The organism is Glutamicibacter sp. M10 (genome assembly GCF_025452055.1).
Classification (GTDB): domain Bacteria; phylum Actinomycetota; class Actinomycetes; order Actinomycetales; family Micrococcaceae; genus Glutamicibacter.
This window is the reverse complement of the sequence record NZ_CP104918.1, coordinates 3,386,647-3,403,135: the sequence shown is the minus strand read 5'-3', so window position 1 is coordinate 3,403,135 and position 16,489 is coordinate 3,386,647. Positions and strand designations below refer to the sequence as shown.

General features: G+C 57.9%; 12 protein-coding genes and 1 pseudogene. 6 read left to right on the top strand and 7 right to left on the bottom strand.

All coding sequences use genetic code 11. The features are described 5' to 3' along the window. The first annotated feature begins 146 nt into the window (after positions 1-146). From N6V40_RS16475 to N6V40_RS16455, 5 genes are all read left to right on the top strand, one after another. Positions 147-2,189: a glycoside hydrolase family 2 TIM barrel-domain containing protein gene (locus N6V40_RS16475; protein ID WP_262199772.1), complete on the top strand. Its 2,043-nt coding sequence runs from the start codon at positions 147-149 to the stop codon at positions 2,187-2,189. Continuing rightward, positions 2,105-2,458: a hypothetical protein gene (locus tag N6V40_RS16470; RefSeq protein WP_315973724.1), complete on the top strand. Its 354-nt coding sequence runs from the start codon at positions 2,105-2,107 to the stop codon at positions 2,456-2,458. The genes N6V40_RS16475 and N6V40_RS16470 overlap by 85 nt, the downstream gene beginning before the upstream one ends. Before the next feature lie 11 nt (positions 2,459-2,469). Next, positions 2,470-3,243: an SDR family NAD(P)-dependent oxidoreductase gene (locus N6V40_RS16465; RefSeq protein WP_131090256.1), complete on the top strand. Its 774-nt coding sequence runs from the start codon at positions 2,470-2,472 to the stop codon at positions 3,241-3,243. A gap of 708 nt (positions 3,244-3,951) precedes the next feature. After that, positions 3,952-5,172, top strand: a complete 1,221-nt coding sequence (locus tag N6V40_RS16460; protein ID WP_131090255.1) for an NRAMP family divalent metal transporter — start codon at positions 3,952-3,954, stop codon at positions 5,170-5,172. A 30-nt stretch (positions 5,173-5,202) separates the two neighbouring features. Further along, positions 5,203-5,994 (top strand): putative hydro-lyase, encoded by a 792-nt coding sequence (locus N6V40_RS16455; protein WP_131090380.1) that lies wholly within the window; start codon positions 5,203-5,205, stop codon positions 5,992-5,994. 71 nt (positions 5,995-6,065) lie between these two features. Here the strand turns inward: N6V40_RS16455 and N6V40_RS16450 are convergent, their stop codons facing one another. From N6V40_RS16450 to N6V40_RS16420, 7 genes and pseudogenes are all read right to left on the bottom strand, one after another. After that, the gene (locus N6V40_RS16450) at positions 6,066-7,055 is read right to left on the bottom strand and encodes an adenosine deaminase (protein ID WP_131090254.1); all 990 of its coding nucleotides are present in this window, start codon (positions 7,053-7,055) and stop codon (positions 6,066-6,068) included. A 384-nt stretch (positions 7,056-7,439) separates the two neighbouring features. Next, on the bottom strand, positions 7,440-8,117 hold the full coding sequence (locus tag N6V40_RS16445; protein WP_131090253.1) for a GntR family transcriptional regulator: 678 nt from the start codon (positions 8,115-8,117) through the stop codon (positions 7,440-7,442). Positions 8,118-8,169: 52 nt separating this feature from the next. After that, positions 8,170-9,909, bottom strand: coding sequence for an acetyl/propionyl/methylcrotonyl-CoA carboxylase subunit alpha (locus N6V40_RS16440; protein ID WP_131090252.1), 1,740 nt, complete (start codon positions 9,907-9,909; stop codon positions 8,170-8,172). 26 nt (positions 9,910-9,935) lie between these two features. Beyond that, positions 9,936-11,522: a 5-oxoprolinase subunit B/C family protein gene (locus N6V40_RS16435; RefSeq protein ID WP_262198267.1), complete on the bottom strand. Its 1,587-nt coding sequence runs from the start codon at positions 11,520-11,522 to the stop codon at positions 9,936-9,938. Next, positions 11,519-12,277: a LamB/YcsF family protein gene (locus tag N6V40_RS16430; RefSeq protein ID WP_131090250.1), complete on the bottom strand. Its 759-nt coding sequence runs from the start codon at positions 12,275-12,277 to the stop codon at positions 11,519-11,521. Before N6V40_RS16430 ends, N6V40_RS16435 begins: the two co-directional genes overlap by 4 nt. Positions 12,278-12,386: 109 nt before the next feature. Then, positions 12,387-14,071: pseudogene (locus N6V40_RS16425) on the bottom strand (formate--tetrahydrofolate ligase). A 157-nt stretch (positions 14,072-14,228) separates the two neighbouring features. Beyond that, positions 14,229-15,695, bottom strand: coding sequence for a DHA2 family efflux MFS transporter permease subunit (locus N6V40_RS16420; RefSeq protein ID WP_131090248.1), 1,467 nt, complete (start codon positions 15,693-15,695; stop codon positions 14,229-14,231). Positions 15,696-15,842: 147 nt separating this feature from the next. Here N6V40_RS16420 and N6V40_RS16415 point away from each other — a divergent pair, with 147 nt between their 5' ends. Continuing rightward, positions 15,843-16,442: a TetR family transcriptional regulator gene (locus N6V40_RS16415; protein WP_165477371.1), complete on the top strand. Its 600-nt coding sequence runs from the start codon at positions 15,843-15,845 to the stop codon at positions 16,440-16,442. The last annotated feature ends 47 nt before the right edge of the window (positions 16,443-16,489 follow it).

The following is a 16,489-nucleotide window of genomic DNA, read 5'->3' as shown; positions in this document are numbered from 1 at the left end:
CAGGGTCAGTCGTCGGCAGGTATCCCGGTGCGCCTGCCGCACGATGCGATCATTGGCCTGGAACGCAGTGCTGATGCGCCCAGCGGTGCCGCGGGCGCCTTTTCCCAGCCGGTGCATTCGAGTATGTCACCTCGCTCGATGTCCCGCTGGAGTGGAGCGATAAGCACGTCGCGCTCGAATTCGAAGGCGTCTATCGCGACGCCATGATTTACGTGAACGGTGCATTCATCGCGCAACGGCCCAACGGCTATGCAGCCTTCGTGGTCTCGCTGGACGGCTTCCTCGAATACGGTGCTCAGAACACCATCCGAGTGGATGCTCGGACGCATGACGATTCGCGGTGGTACACCGGCGCAGGGATTTACCGCGAAGTGCACCTCTGGGTCAGCGATCGAGTGCACATCTTGGAGCAGAACGGTGTCCGGATCACGACACCCGATATCGATGATCAGCTCGCTGTTGTGGAGATTGCTACGCGCGTGCGCAACACCGGAATCCTCACCCGCACGGCAACGGTGTCCACCGAGATCCTTGATCCAGAGGGCAATGTCGTTGGGATTCAGAACAGCCCGATCACGACGCTTCCCCAAACTGAAGGAGTCGTCCGACAAAGGATCTATGTCCCAGAACCGCAACGATGGAGCGTCGATCGTCCAGCCCTCTACACCGCTCGTACGAGGTTAAACGGTATTGCCGACGAACCGGAGATCCGCCACACGACCTTCGGAATTCGAACCCTGCAACTCGACCCCCATCACGGTTTGCGCATCAACGGTGAAACCGTGAAGCTACGAGGCGCATGCATCCATCACGACAACGGCATCATGGGCGCCGCGACATTCGCGGATGCCGAAGAGCGTCGCATCATTCTCCTCAAAGCTGCCGGCTTCAATGCCATTCGCAGCAGCCACAACCCAATGAGTGTTGCGATGCTCGACGCCTGCGACCGTCACGGCGTCCTGGTGATGGACGAGACTTTCGACATGTGGACCGATTCGAAATCGCCCTTCGACTATGCGCTCTCCTTCCCCGAATGGTGGGAAAGGGATGTCGCGGCGATGGTCGCCACGGATTTTAACCACCCCAGCGTGATCATCTACTCGATCGGAAATGAGATCCCCGAAACGGGTAACGCGATCGCAAGTCAATGGGGACGCAAACTCGCAGAAAAGGTCAGGGAGCTCGACGGCACACGCTTCGTCACCAACGGTATCAACGGCTTCGTCTCCGCAATGAGCGAGATCTCCACGGTCATCGAGGAAGCCACCGCCCAGTGCGCAACAGAGGGGGAGCCTGAGAGTGCGGAGGCCGACGGCGGCGTCAACGCACTCATGGGAAGTACCGAGGACTTCATGGACTGGGTGGCCACCTCGCCACTGGTCACCGCTGCCACGGCGGAGTCTTTCGCGATGCTCGATATTGTCGGATTGAACTATGGCGATGCACGATACGAACTGGAACGGCAAGAACACCCAGAGCGCATCGTGGTCGGCACGGAGACGTTCCCCTCGCGTATCGATCGCAACTGGAAACTCGTGACTGATCATCCGCAGGTGATCGGAGATTTCACGTGGTCCGGATGGGATTACCTCGGCGAAGTCGGAGTAGGACGCGTCAAATATGAGGGAGAATCGGACGCGTTCGACGGGCAGTTCCCATGGCTGACGTCTTGGTCGGCTGACCTAGACATCACGGGCCACCGCCGCCCCATGTCGTATTATCGCCAGACCGTATTCGGTCTGCGTTCCACGCCCTATATCGCCGTTAGGCGTCCTGCCAATCATGGTCGTGCGTTCACCCTTGGGCAGTGGAGCTGGACGGATGCCGTCTCCAGCTGGAGCTGGAACATCGCTGACGGATCACCGATGATCGTTGAGGTCTACAGCAATGCTGACGAGATCGAACTGGAGCTGAACGGTCGGGTGATCGCGAGGGAGCTGGTCGGAAGTCGTCGCGCTTTTTGGCGGACTTCGAGCTTCCGTTCGAGGCGGGTGCGCTCACCGCGATCGCCTTGCGCGAGGGCGAGGAAGTCGGTCGCAGCATACTGCGCACGGCATCCGGCGAGGCGCTTCTTGATGTCAGGCTCGATAAGTCCAGCACCGATTTGCGCGACGGGGCGTTGTTCTTCGTCGAGATCGAGCTTCGAGATGCCGACGGCAACCTCATCAACGATGCTGATCGTCCCGTGACTGTCTCCGTGACCGGGGCAGGATCGCTGGCGGCTTTCGGCAGCGGACGCCCTTGCACGTCGGAGCGTTTTGATAAGGACACGCACGGTACGTATGACGGGCGTGTGCTGGCGGTAATCCGTCCTGATCGTGTCGGTCTCGTTGAGGTCACCGTTTCCGCAGAGGGGGTGGCGGATGTGGTTGTCAGTGCCGAGGTGCATGAGCGTTCTGCCGCTCCCTTTTTGGACAGCATTACACCGTCCAATTTCACAGAATCGATCCAAGCATGAATGGAGTACATATGAACACCCGGCTTACGGAAAAGATCATCATCGTCACCGGAGCAGCGTCCGGTATCGGACGCGGTACCGCCCTGAGGCTGCTGAGCGAGGGGGCGCAGGTCGCGGCCCTCGATCTGCGCGAGGAGGATCTGCGACTACTTCACGAGAGTGCGCCGGACAATGAGCGCTCTCGGCTCTTCACCCAACGAGTCGATATCTCGGACGAACGGTCAGTGCAAGAAGCGGTGGCGGTAGTCATCGCTCGCTTCGGCCGACTCGATGCGATCGTAAATGCCGCCGGCATACTGTACGGCGACCACACGCATGAGATGACTCTGGACCGCTGGAACCGCCTCCTCCAGGTGAACTTGACCGGAACCTTCTTGATGGTTCGGGAGAGCCTGCCTCATTTGCTGGAGAAGAAGGGCGGTGTCATCATCAACTTTGCGTCGACCTCAGCGTTCTTCGCGCACCCATATATGGCGGCCTACGCGGCGACGAAGGGAGCGATCGCCTCCTTCACTCACTCTGTCGCACTCGAGTACGCAAAGCAGGGCTTACGCGCAGTGAACATCGTCCCGGGCGGAATCACGAGCGGAATCACGAACACCACACCGCAGAACCTGCCGGCGGACGCTGACTGGAGCCTGCTTGAGCATCTCGGCGCACCTCTGAACGATGGGCGAATGGGGACTCCCGAGGAGGTCGCTGGAGTGATCGCCATGCTCATCTCCGAGGATGGAGCCTTCATTACGGGCACGGAGATCAGGATCGACGGCGGCGCACACACCTAAGCTGCGGGGGAATAAGTGGCCGATTAGGTTCGCGGGTTCAGTGGATGGTGAGCATGGTGGCACCAAAACTGAACACCGCGAGGTTGCTGGGTGATTCGAACGCGTGAATTCGGCCTGAGCTGACGCATCGAAAAGATCACGAAGACCGTGATGCTGATCGTGCTCCGCGCAGCTAGTAGGTGTATGGCCAGACACCTCGGTGAGACTCCTGCGCCTGCGAGCTCACGGTCACTTCTCGATGAACAGCGTGGCCATCAAAAAGGCGGAGACCGGCGTGGTCCAGCTCGTCTCAGCAGCAGTGCCCCTTGAAGGACGAGGCAATGCGGACGCGGTGTGAAGCCCACAGAGCTCTGGGGGAAGCACGCCCCGCAGTATCCTGGCCGTCATCACGATGTCCGCCGTCCACGATTTGAGGGATCGCTCTCAGGGGCCCGCTAGGCAGCACAAGGTAAGGGTGTTCGACAGGAGCATGATGGGAGACAGTATTTCGATGAAGTGCTTCTAATCTGCATGCGGGGTTTCCCTGAACTGAGTCAAGTTTCCGCAATGCTGAATGAGGCCGGGATGTTTCGGTACTGAAGACGTGAAGTTCACGAAACATAAAATTGTTCAACAACATCTTGCCAAGGTTGTTCAACAACCTGTAATGTCATGTGCGTTACATTGATTCTGTGACAGCTGTCACCACTATCGCATTGGAACGTCACCATGGCACTTCCTGAGTCAAAGACTGAAATGAGCCCCAAAGCGCGGCGCACCGCCCTGCTAGGCGCTATGTTCTTGATGGCCACCAGCGCCATCGGGCCTGGATTCATTACCCAGACCACCGAATTCACAGTGAAAATCGGCGCGGCCTTCGCCTTCGCTATTGTTGTGTCGATCCTCGTCGACATCGCGGTACAGCTGAACGTCTGGCGCGTTATTGGCGTCAGTGGCATGCGAGCACAGGAACTAGGGAACAAAGTCCTACCTGGCATTGGCTGGGTTTTGGCAGCGCTCGTCTTCATCGGCGGCATGGTTTTCAACATCGGTAACATCGCCGGTACAGGTCTTGGCGCGAACGCAATGTTGGGAGTGGACGCCAAAATTGGTGGTGTCGTCTCGGCAGTAGTGGCAATCCTGATCTTCCTGTCCAAAAAGGCAGGGATGGCATTGGACCGAATCGTGGTGCTTCTTGGCGCCATCATGATTCTCTTGATGCTGTACGTAGCCATAGTTGCCGCGCCTCCGGTAGGTGAGGCACTGAAGAACGTCGTTCTGCCCGAGAAGGTCGACTTCCTGATTATCACCACCCTGATCGGTGGCACCGTTGGTGGTTACATCACCTACGCTGGTGCACACCGCATGATCGACTCGGGCACCAGCGGTATTGAGCACGTCAAATCAATTTCCAACATCTCGATCTTGGCTATCATCGTCACCGGTGTCATGCGAGTGCTCTTGTTCCTGGCGATCCTCGGCGTTGTTGCCGGCGGCGTGGTGCTGGCCAGCGATAACAAGGCAGCTGAAGCTTTCGGCCACGCCGCAGGCGATATCGGTATTCGAGCCTTCGGCATCATCCTGTGGGCTGCGGCTCTGACCAGCGTTATCGGCGCCGCCTACACCTCGGTTTCATTCATCACCAAGCGGACCACCTCAGAACGAACCCGCAATTTGATCACGGTCGCCTTCATCGCAGTCTGCGGCATCATCTACCTGTTCCTGGGTAAGGCACCAGCAACCTTGCTGATCTTCGCCGGAGCATTCAACGGCTTGATCTTGCCTGTCGGTTTCGCAGTTCTACTGTGGGTTGCGTGGCGTCGTCGGGATCTCATGGGTGGCTATAAGTACCCGAAGGTCCTGCTTCTGGTGGGCGTGCTCGCATGGCTGTTGAGCGTGTTCCTTGGATGGAACTCGTTGGCCGGGCTAGCAGCGCTCTGGCAGGGCTAAGGCAGGTAGACCGTGAGTAACATCAGTGACATGACCGTGGCCGAACGTTCGGCATTATCCCCAAGCCAAGCTCGTGAGTTCTTCCGCGAAGGCCAAGTGCTTCCCACCGCTGGAATCAGCGCTGGGTATGCGCAGGCGAACCTCATGATCGTGCCGCGAGCACTAGCGTTTGATGTTCTGCTTTTTGCCCAGCGCAACCCCAAATCCTGCCCGGTGCTGGGCGTGCTTGAAGCAGGGGAAGTGTCCGGCGAACTACTGGCTGGCGGAGACATCAGAACCGATGTTCCGAAGTACGCGGTCTATGAAAATGGGGTCAAGGTTGCCGAACCCACCGACCTGACCGAGTATTGGCGCGATGATTTGGTCACCTTCATCATTGGCTGTTCGTTTACCTTTGAGTCAGCCTTGATGGACAACGGAATCTCCGTCGCGCACATTGATCAGGGTGTCAATGTGCCCATGTATAAGACCACTGCGCGCAGCACCACTGCTGGGGTGATCTCCGGTCCAATGGTGGTGTCGATGAGGCCCATACCGGCGTCGCAGGTAGCGGATGCCGTTCGGATTACCTCGCGATATCCAGCGGTGCATGGGGCACCGGTACATATAGGCAATCCGGAAGAGCTGGGAATTACTGACCTGTCGAAGCCAGACTTTGGTGACGCGGTGCAAATTCCGGCAGGAAGTGTCCCGGTGTTCTGGGCTTGCGGCGTCACGCCACAAGCAGCTGTCATGGAGTCGAAGCCATCCTTGGCTATCGGGCATGCACCTGGCCACATGCTGATCACCGACATCAAAGATTCGCAATATCAGGTGCCATAACCAATAAGTGCTGCGGTGTTCATCCCCTAAGGGAAGAACACCGCAGCACTTATTTAGACCGAAAATCTTCTCTAGCGTTGGCTAACCCAAGCCTCTACTTCTGCCAGTCGCTCACTCTTCGCAGAATCGTCAATGAATGAAGATTCAAAAGAATTTCGGGCCAACTGTGCCAATTGCTCGGTGCTGAAATTGAAAGCCTTCATCAGCGAAGCGAAGTTGGCATCCATGTACCCGCCGAAATACGCCGGATCATCGGAATGCACGGAAACCTTCAGCCCCGCCTCAAGCATGGATGGCAATGGGTGATCCGCCATGGTGTCCACCGCACGCAGTCGGATATTTGACAGCGGGCAGACGGTCAGCGGCATCTGTTCTGCAACGAGTCGCTGCACCAGCTTCTCATCGTCCAAGCAACGAATGCCGTGGTCCACTCGCTCTACCTTGAGCAGATCCAAAGCCTGCCAAATGTAGTCAGCTGGGCCTTCTTCGCCGGCATGGGCGACAACGTGCAAACCACTTTCGCGGGCTAAGCCGAAAACGTCAACAAAGAGTTCTGGTGGGAATCCCAGTTCGGAGGAGTCCAAGCCGATTCCATCGATGTCGTGCTTTTCAGCGATCATTAGGCGCAAAAGCTCCAACGCTTCGCTGGCCGGTGCATGACGCCAGAAGCAGGCGATGAGTTTGTGCGAGATTCCCCAGCGTTCCTGCGCTTCGCTCAATGCGTCACGGATCCCGGCGATGATATCGCGCAGGTTCATGCCGCGCTCCACATGGGCTTGGGGGTCAAAGAACAATTCCACGTGGCGCACGCCTGAAGCGTGTGCACGCTGCAAGTAGGCCATGGTGATTTCGTAGAAATCTTCGCGGGTGCGAAGTACCAGCATGTTGGCGTAGAAGAGATCCAGGAATGACTGCAGGTTGCTGAATTCGTACTGTGCCCGCAGCTCGTCGATTGAGCTGTAGGGCAGATCAATTGAATGCTTGGCGGCCAGTGACATGATCATCTCGGGTTCCAGGGTTCCTTCGAGATGGATATGTAATTCGGCAACGGGCAAGTTCACAGGGCGGAACCTTTCAGCAACGACTATAGGGTGCGGTCCTTGGTCTAGCCAGGAACGCGCAAGATTGCCTTAAACCATACGCCGACAAGCTAGGTGCAGGCAGGTCGAAATATCAATCGTGCAGCCAACTTGGCAGGTGAATATCCTTGGATTTTCATCGTGATGACCCATCCGCGAAAAGAACTCATTGCAAGGTGCCGGGGGCGCTAAAAGTGGCGGAATCACAATGAATATTTCGGCTGTTCGTGCCAGGCCAGTCAGGTCTCATTGGTCAAGCGCAACGACGGTGGATCTGGCGTAGCGAAGTCTGAAGAAGCTCAATGGCCATGTTGTCGGTGAGACAGAAATCGCAAGACTGACACGGAGGCGCAACCAGCGTTGACGCTATTCGGATGCCTTGTTGATGTGTTCGAGCAACTCTGCTTCAGCCTTGTCCAAGTACCCGCGCAGGGCCGTCGCTGCTTCATCGCGTTGGCCCTTATTCAGTAGTTCAACCAGGCGGGCATTTTGCTCCACATAGTGCGAGTGGAAATCAGGGGCGTCGCTCATTGCGTGGAAGACCAAACGCATTTTGGCCAGCACACGTCCCATGAGCTCTTGGACCAAAGCGCTGTCAGAGGATCGAACCAGCTGCTGATGGAACGCCTGATTGGCACTAGCCATTCGTGGAATGTCTTTGGCCGCCAAAGCCGCACGAGCTTCGACAATGATCTTGCCCAGCTGCTCCAAATCCAGTTCTGGACCCCAAGCCAGGCAAGCAGGCTCAATGGTGCGTCTCACCGCATAAATTTCGCGCACATCATCAGCATCGGGAGACGCAACAAAAACCCCGCGGTTGGGGATTCGGGTGATGATCAGTTCACTGTCGAGCAGGGTGAAGCTTTCACGCAAGGTATTGCGTGAAAGCCCCAATGACTCCGCCAAGGACTGTTCAGACAGCTTGTCTCCGGGCAACAATTCACCTTCAGCGATGCGAGTGCGCAAAAGGTTCGCGGCCCAAACGCCGCTGTGCGCATGGGGCGCTTTGGCTGGAAGCTTGGAGACATTGCTGCTGGATTTCATTAGTCCAATTTATCCCAACTCGTTGCCTAAAATAGAACGGGCGGAGGTCCAGTTACTGGATACTGCCCAGCGCGTCGGAACGACGTACCGCAGCCCCAACGTCAATACTGCCTGCGGTGAATACTCCGTCGCGATGGGCCGCTACGGCAGACTCCATTTTCATGGCTTCAACCACGGCGACGGTTTGCCCCTTGGAAACGGTCTCACCGTCTTCGACTGCGAAGCGCACGAGATTGCCATCCATTGGGCTGAGTACGGAGGAAGCATCTTGCTCGGCAGTATCCTGGGTCTGAGCTGTCTGGGAGGAACCAGCACCCGATGGGTTGCGCAAGGCGTTGGTGAGAGCGGCGGGTAATCCGAGTTGGACCGCCTTGCCGTCGAGCTCAATGGTGATCGTTTCCCGGCTGGTATCTTGCTGGTCAAGATCCATCTCATCGCTGGCCCCGACTTCATTGAGGAATTCGTCCTCAATCCAGGTCGTGTAGACCTTCAGCTTTTCCCCATTAAAGTCTTCGTGGTCGATGACCGCACGGTGGAACGGTAGGACCGTCGGAACACCGGCAATGGTGATCTCCTCCAGAGCCAGGCGGGCTCGACGCAACGCCTGATTGCGGTCGGCTCCGTGCACAATGAGCTTGGCAATCATTGAGTCGTAGAACGGTGGAATGATTGAACCGCTGCGAACACCAGAATCGATACGCACCCCGGCGCCCGTGGGTGCCTCGAAGCGTTCTACGGTGCCCGGAGCTGGAAGGAATCCGCGGGCAGGGTCCTCGGCGTTGATGCGGAATTCAAAGGCATGGCCCTGGGGAGTTGGGTCTTCGCTCAGTGATAGCGGCAGGCCATCAGCGATGCGGAACTGCTCTGCCACCAAATCCACGCCAGCGGTTTCTTCGGTGATCGGGTGTTCCACCTGCAAACGGGTATTGACCTCCAAGAAGGAGATCAGGCCGTCTTGGGCAACCAGATACTCAACGGTGCCGGCGCCAACGTAGCCAGCTTCCTTGCAGATCGCCTTCGCCGATTCGTGGATGCGGGTTCGCTGCTCATCGCTGAGGAACGGCGCCGGTGCTTCCTCCACCAGCTTCTGGTGACGGCGCTGCAGTGAGCAATCACGGGTACCAACGACGACAACATTGCCGTGGGTATCAGCTAGAACCTGTGCCTCAACATGTCGTGGCTTGGAGAGGAAACGCTCCACGAAGCATTCACCGCGGCCAAAGGCCACGGTGGCCTCACGCGTGGCAGACTCGAAGGCCTCGGAGATCTCATCGAGCGAATACGCGATTTTGATGCCGCGGCCGCCACCGCCAAAGGCAGCCTTGATAGCTACGGGCACACCATATTCCTCGGCAAAGGCACGAACCTCTGCAGCATTTTCGGCAGGACCATCGGTGCCTGGTGCCAATGGTGCCCCGGCACGAACGGCAATCTGACGAGCAGTGACCTTATTGCCCAGTTCCTCAATGGCCTGCGGCGAGGGGCCGATCCATTTCATCCCAGCGTCAATCACCGCCTGGGCAAAGTTGGCGTTCTCCGAAAGGAAACCATAGCCAGGGTGTACCGCGTCGGCCCCGCAGCGCTGGGCGATCTCAATGATCTTCTCGATATTCAAGTAGGTGTCAGCGCCGGTGGATCCATGCAGCGGGTAAGCCTCGTCGGCACGCCGTACGTGCAAGGCGTCGGCGTCTGGGTCCGAGTAAATAGCTACGGAACTAATATTTGTATCAGTGGCCGCCCGGGCAATGCGAACTGCGATTTCGCCGCGGTTGGCGATCAGTACCTTTTTCATGACAATCCTAAGAAGTTACTTGGCCGTCAAAGCGGCGGGGGACTGGAGGACAAATCGAATATTGCTTCCCGGGGAAGCTGCGCTGCAGCGCTGAGGTCTTCGGCGATCACCGTGGCGATCACCGGGTAGCCACCGGTGACCGGATGATCAGCCAGGAAGAGCACAGGAAGGCCCGACGGTGGAACCTGCAAGGATCCTCTGGCGACGCCTTCACTGGCGAGCTCCCCGGAGAGCACACGCTGTAAGGGCTGCTGGTCGGTCGACAAGCGGATGCCTACGCGGTTCGACTCGCTGGTGACATTCCAGAGTTGTTCGGTCAGCTGTCGCACCCCGGATGGGCCAAACCACTCGGTGCGAGGTCCGGCGATCACTCTGAGCTGGTACACCCCCTGCTCATCGGGAACCGGTAGCGTGCTCGGCTGCGGATTGCCGACTATGCGTCCGATGGCTGGCTGCCTGACCGGAATGACGGATCCGGAAACCAGCGGATCGGGGCCAACCCCAGAGAGTGTGTCGGTGGACAGGGAACCCAGAACTGGTGTGAGCGCAATGGTTCCACGCACCGCGAGGTAGCTGCGCAACCCCAGGCCGTCGGGCTCCACGCTCAGGCGCTCGCCGTTCAGTAGTGCAAAGGGAGCGTTGCTGGCGACCTGCCGTGGGGTGCGTAGCTGGTCATCCTCAGCCGGGGTAATCCACAGCTGCGCTTGCGCCCCGGTATGTGCCAAAACTTGATCGCCGCTGGCTTCGAGGGTGATGCGGCTGCCCAGATTTTCAATGACCGCCTGGCCTGCCGGGTTGCCGACAAGTCGATTGGCTTGGTGGAATGCGGCGGGGTCTGCCGCTCCGGCAACGCCGACTCCGAGGTTTCCGTAACCGATGCGTCCGGCATCCTGGAGCAGGGACTGCAGCCCTGCATCGATGATTTTTAGGCCACCGCCAGGTGCCTGCGCTGGCGCTTCGTCTCGTGCGGCGGGCGCGTGGCTCACCGAAATTTTATGGGTAGCCGGGATGAACTGCACAGTATCTTGTGGTCGGATCAACGCAGGGTTTTCGCGCTGCAGATCCCACATTTGCAGATCGGTATGCCCGATCAACTGCCAGCCACCGGGGGATTGACGCGGATAAACAGCCGAGTATTCGCCGGCCAGGGCCACGGCTCCGGCGGGCACTTTGGTGCGCGGGGAGTTTCGGCGTGGGACATTCAAGACGTGGTTTTCGCCGAGCAGATAGGCGAAGCCGGGAGCGAATCCGCCAAATACTGCCCGCCATTTCTGGCTTGTATGGGCATTGATGACTGCTTCGGTGCTCAGTCCGGTCAGCTCGGCGACTGCCGTCAGATCCTCACCATCATAATGAACTGGTACTTCTACCAGCTTGCCCGCGTTCTGAACTGCAGAAGCGACTTCAAGTTCTGGCAATGTTGCCAGGGCTCGTTCGGCGCTCTGCGGCGAATCGAACTTCAGTAGTACTGTCTGGGCAGCGGCCAAGAGATCGCGCTGTCCGGATAGGGGAGCAGATTCCAAAGCGGCATTGAGCGCAAGGACGGCATCGAGTGAGTCTAGGTCGACGAGCAGATCATTGGATCCAGCCCGGTGGATAGCGCGGATGCTCACGCGAAGCTCCGGATCTGTACTCCGGCGTTTTCTAATCCGGCGCGGACAGCACGAGCCATGGCCACTGCTCCTGCGGTGTCTCCGTGAAGGCAGATGCTTTCGGCTGGCATGGTGATTGTGCTGCCATCGACAGCAACGATGGTTCCTTCGGTGGCCAGACGGATCATATTTTGGGTGACCGCTTCGGGGTCATGCAGTACCGCGTTGGCTTCGCGGCGGGAGACCAAGGTGCCATCTGGGTTGTAATTGCGGTCGGCAAAAGCTTCGGCAACGCCGAGTAGCCCGGCGGCCTCAGCCTTGCGCAGGGCAACGGATCCAGGCAGGAGCAACACCGGAAGGTCCGTGCCGAAAGCCTTGATGGCATCGATGACCGCTTGGGCATGTACCTCGTGGTGCACGATCGTGTTGTAGAGGGCGCCGTGGGGCTTGACGTACTTGATTTCTGCGCCGGCGCTGCGAGCTAGAGCCTGCAAGGCACCGAGTTGGTACAGGACGTCGTCAGCTAGCTCGGTCGCCGAGCAGTCCAGGAAACGACGGCCGAAGCCGGCCAGATCCCGGTAGCCTACGTGCGCGCCGATGGTGACGTTAGCACTGACGGCATCGCGGCAGGTTTGTGCGATGGTGCTTGGGTCCCCGGCATGGAAACCGCAAGCGATATTTGCCGAGGAGACGGAGGTGAAGATGGCGGCGTCATCGCCCATTTTCCAGTTGCCGAATGATTCGCCTACGTCGGAATTCAGGTCTATGAATGGCATTGTGATCCCCGTCTCGTGAACATGTCTTGGTAAAAGAATGCCTTACTTTCGATAATTGTTCAACAATCTGAGAAAGGTTTCGAAAGATTCAACGCTCGACCGGGGATGTTTAAGACAGGCCTACTGCCTTCCCCTGACCGTCAACACCCATGCGCAGGGCAGCCGGCACCTTGGGTAGCCCCGGCATCGTAGTTAATGCTCCGGTAATGGCAACAATGAAGCCCGCGCCGGTTTTGGGAATCAATTCGCGGATCTGCAGCCTGAATCCTTGTGGGGCACCGAGCAGTTGAGGATCATCGGAGAAGGAATACTGCGTTTTCGCTATGCAGACCGGCAATCGATCCCAGCCGTTGGCATGGATCTGCTCCAGCATTCGCTGCGCCTTAACCGAATACTCGACGCCTTCGCCACCGTAGATTTCTTGCGTCAAGGTCAGAATTTTCTCTTCTACACTTTGATCGAGGTCGTACAGGTGCTTGAAATCTGCGGGGGACTGGATGGCCCGCACTACTGCCTCGGCCAGTGCGCCGGCCCCTGCGCCACCCTGACCCCAGACATCGGCCACCGCACAGGCAATTGCATTCTCGGCCGCCCAGTCGGTGACGACCTTGAGCTCAGCCTGGGTGTCCTTGCTGAATTGGTTGATGCCAATGACCGGTGGGATGCCGAACTTCTGGATGATGGAGACATGGCGAGCGAGGTTGGGCAATCCGGCGCGCACGGCGTCGATGTTCTCGGCACCGAGCTCTTCTTTGGCAACTCCACCATGCATTTTTAAGGCACGAATGGTCGCGGTGATCACCACGGCGCTCGGGGCGCAATCGGCATATCGAGCCTTGATGTCCATGAACTTCTCGGCCCCAAGATCGGTGCCGAAGCCTGCCTCGGTCACCACAATGTCCGCCAGAGATCGAGCCGTGTTGGTGGCGATAGCCGAATTGCACCCGTGGGCAATGTTGGCGAAGGGCCCACCATGAATGAACGCTGGGGTGCCGGCGATGCTCTGTACAAGATTCGGTTTGATCGCGTCCTTGAGCAGCAACGTCAAGGCTCCAGCTGCGCCTAAGTCATCGACGGTCACCGGTTTCATCTCATATGTATAGCCGACGGTCATGCGGCCAAGTCGTGCGCGCAAATCTTCAAGACCGGTGGCTAGGCAGAAGACTGCCATGACTTCAGAGGCTGCGGTAATCTCGAATCCGGTCTCGCGCGGGACGCCATCTGTTGGCCCGCCCAGTCCGATCAGCACGGTGCGCAAGGCGCGATCATTCATATCCAGGACGCGCTTGAAGGTGATGCGTTGCGGGTCGAGGCCCAATTGGTTTCCGTGGTGCAGGTGGTTATCGACCAGCGCCATCAGCAGGTTGTTGGCGCTGGTGATGGCGTGGAAGTCCCCGGTGAAATGCAGATTGATTTCATCCATCGGCAGCACCTGCGACTGGCCTCCGCCGGTGGCCCCGCCCTTCATGCCGAAGCTCGGGCCCACCGAAGGCTCGCGCAGGGCGATCATGGTTTTTGCCCCGGTTGCTGCCAAGGCATCGGCCAGGCCGACCACCATGGTAGTTTTCCCTCACCGGCGGGAGTCGGAGACATTCCGCTGACCAGGACTACCTGTCCGCGGCGTGTCCTATTTCCCGTGAGTAACGAGGGGTCGACCTTGGCCTTGTAGCGTCCGTAGGGTTCCACTGCCTCGTGTTCAATTCCTGCATTCGCGGCAATGTCTGCGATGGGCTTGAGCACCGTTCGTGAAGCGATCGCTAGATCACTCATGTCGGCTTCTGGCGTCGTTGCCATGCTGCGTCCTCTCTGCTGACCCGGAGAATCCGGAATGCGAGGAAGACCAAGGTCAGTGGTATTCCCCGATGTGCCTTCAAGCTACCACCAGAGGTTCCACCGCCCGAGCAACGTGGCCCGCACTTCGCACCACGAAATGCTCAAGCCCCACCGATTCCTATCGACGCTGTGCTGGAGCAGAGCCCTTGATGCACACAGCGAAGACGATCCCTATCGTTGCCAGCACTGCACCGATGATGAACGCGATATGAGCGCCCGAGAACAGGGCCTGCGCAGCGTCAGTACCGGCGTTAATTTTCGCCTTCGAGATCACAGACATCACCGTGACGAAAATGGTGGTGCCGATGGCTCCGCCTAATTGCTGTCCAGTGTTGAAAATGGCAGAACCGTGGCCGAAGAGCCGCGGATCCAGGGTCGCCATGGCCGAGGACATCAACCCGGTCATCAGCAGTGCCAGACCGATGGAGAAGACGATATGGGTGATCATGAACATCCACAATTGCGTTTCCGCGTTGATCAGCGTGTAAAGCCACTGGCCGGCGGCGAGCATGATGGCACCTGGGATCAGGACTGGACGTGGACCGTGCTTGTCATAGATGCGGCCGAAAATGGGAGAGGCAATCGCCTGCGCAACACCGCCAGGAAGCAGCATCATGCCGATCTTCAAAGAATCGATCCCCTTGCCTGATTCCAGCATCAACGGAACGATCATCAACGAGCCGAGCAGGGTGCCAAAGGCGATCATGATCATGATGATCGCAAAGGTGAACCCTCGGGAGCTGAAGGCGGAGAGGTTCAGTAGTTCTCGGCCCCGTCCGGTCAGCTTTAGCTGTCGCTTGATGAAAATCGCTAGCGAAACCAAGCCAACGACAAAGCTGAGAATCGTTAGTGCCGGGTTGGTCGAGGCGTGCTCGATGCTAGAAATGCCGTACACCAAGAAACCAAAAGCCAGTGCGGAGAGGACAACTGACAAGCCGTCCACTCGAATGCTGCGCGCAGTAGATGGAACCTTGAAGAAAATGATTCCCAAGATCAGCACTACCGCAGCGATGGGGAGCATCATCGCAAAGATGTAGTGCCATCCCAGGGCGTGCACTACGGCGCCTGAAACGGTGGGGCCGATCGCAGGACCCACGCCAATGACGATGGAGTTTAAACCCATGATGGTGCCGCGCAGGTGGACCGGTACCAACGTGAGGGTAGTGGTCATGAGCAACGGCAAGATGATGGCCGTGCCCAGCGCCTGGATGATGCGGGCTAAGAGCAAGAAGGCAAAACTCGGGGCAATGACCGCGATGACTGTACCCACCAAGAAGCTGATGATGGCAAACATGAACAGCGAACGGTGGTTGAACCGCTGTAGCAAAAAGCCGGTCGTTGGGATAACCACTGACATGGTGAGCAGGAAGCCGGTGGTGAGCCACTGGCCGGTCGCTGCGGTGATATTCATATCAGCCATGATTCCTGGCAGTGCCACCGTCAACACTGTTTCATTCAGAATCATCATGAAAGCTGCCAACGCGAGCGCGGCAATAATGCCGGTGAGCGCCTTGGTGCTCAACGCTGCTCGAGCGGACTGTGGGGGTGAAGCTTGGGGCTCAGTTTTTGTAGGTTCTGACGTCACTTTTTCTCTTTCTGGGAATCTTCAACTGTCAAATAGTGTCATAGAGTGACACAATTTCGTAAGGAAAAGTGTCAGAGTGTGACAGGAAACTACTTTTCTTCCGGCTTATGAGACGATCGCTAGAAGTTAACAGGTATGGAGGAATGTATGGGGATTCGAGATGAACGCAAGGCTGAGACCTCGCGCAAGATTCAAGCAGCTGCATTGGACCTTGTTGAAGAGTTCGGTTTGGAAGCCACGACCGTTTCACGAATTGCGCAGCAAGTGGGCATCTCGGATCGCACGTTCTTTCGCTATTTTGATTCCAAAGAATCAGCCATCGTCCCTGGACAGGGCGAGCTGGTTACCGCGTTGACGGGCCTTGAACTTGCCGCGGGCGCTACTCCGGCATCGATATTCCAGGCTCTGTTGCAAGTGTGCAGGGATCATTTTTCTGCAGAAATTGAACAGCATGAATTCCGTCGCGTGACGCGCCTGATGGTCTCTGTCCCTAAGCTGCTGTTAATCGCGACCAGTAGGGAACAGGAGCTAGTTGTTGAGCTGAGTCGGTCGCTGGTCGACCGGGGTTTGGTTACACAAATGCAGGCGTTATTGATTGCCGAGATGGTCGCGTCCAGCTGGCGCGTCGCCTGGCAGTGTTTCACCCAAGCTGAAAGATCTGGAACTGGCGCTGTGCCTTCCGAATTCTTTGAGCAGGCGGTCAAAGAGATGGTGCAAATTTCCTCCACTGGCCTAGCGCTTTCCTGAGTAGCGCCGGAAGCAGCATTGAGTTATGGGAGATTAACTTAAATGTG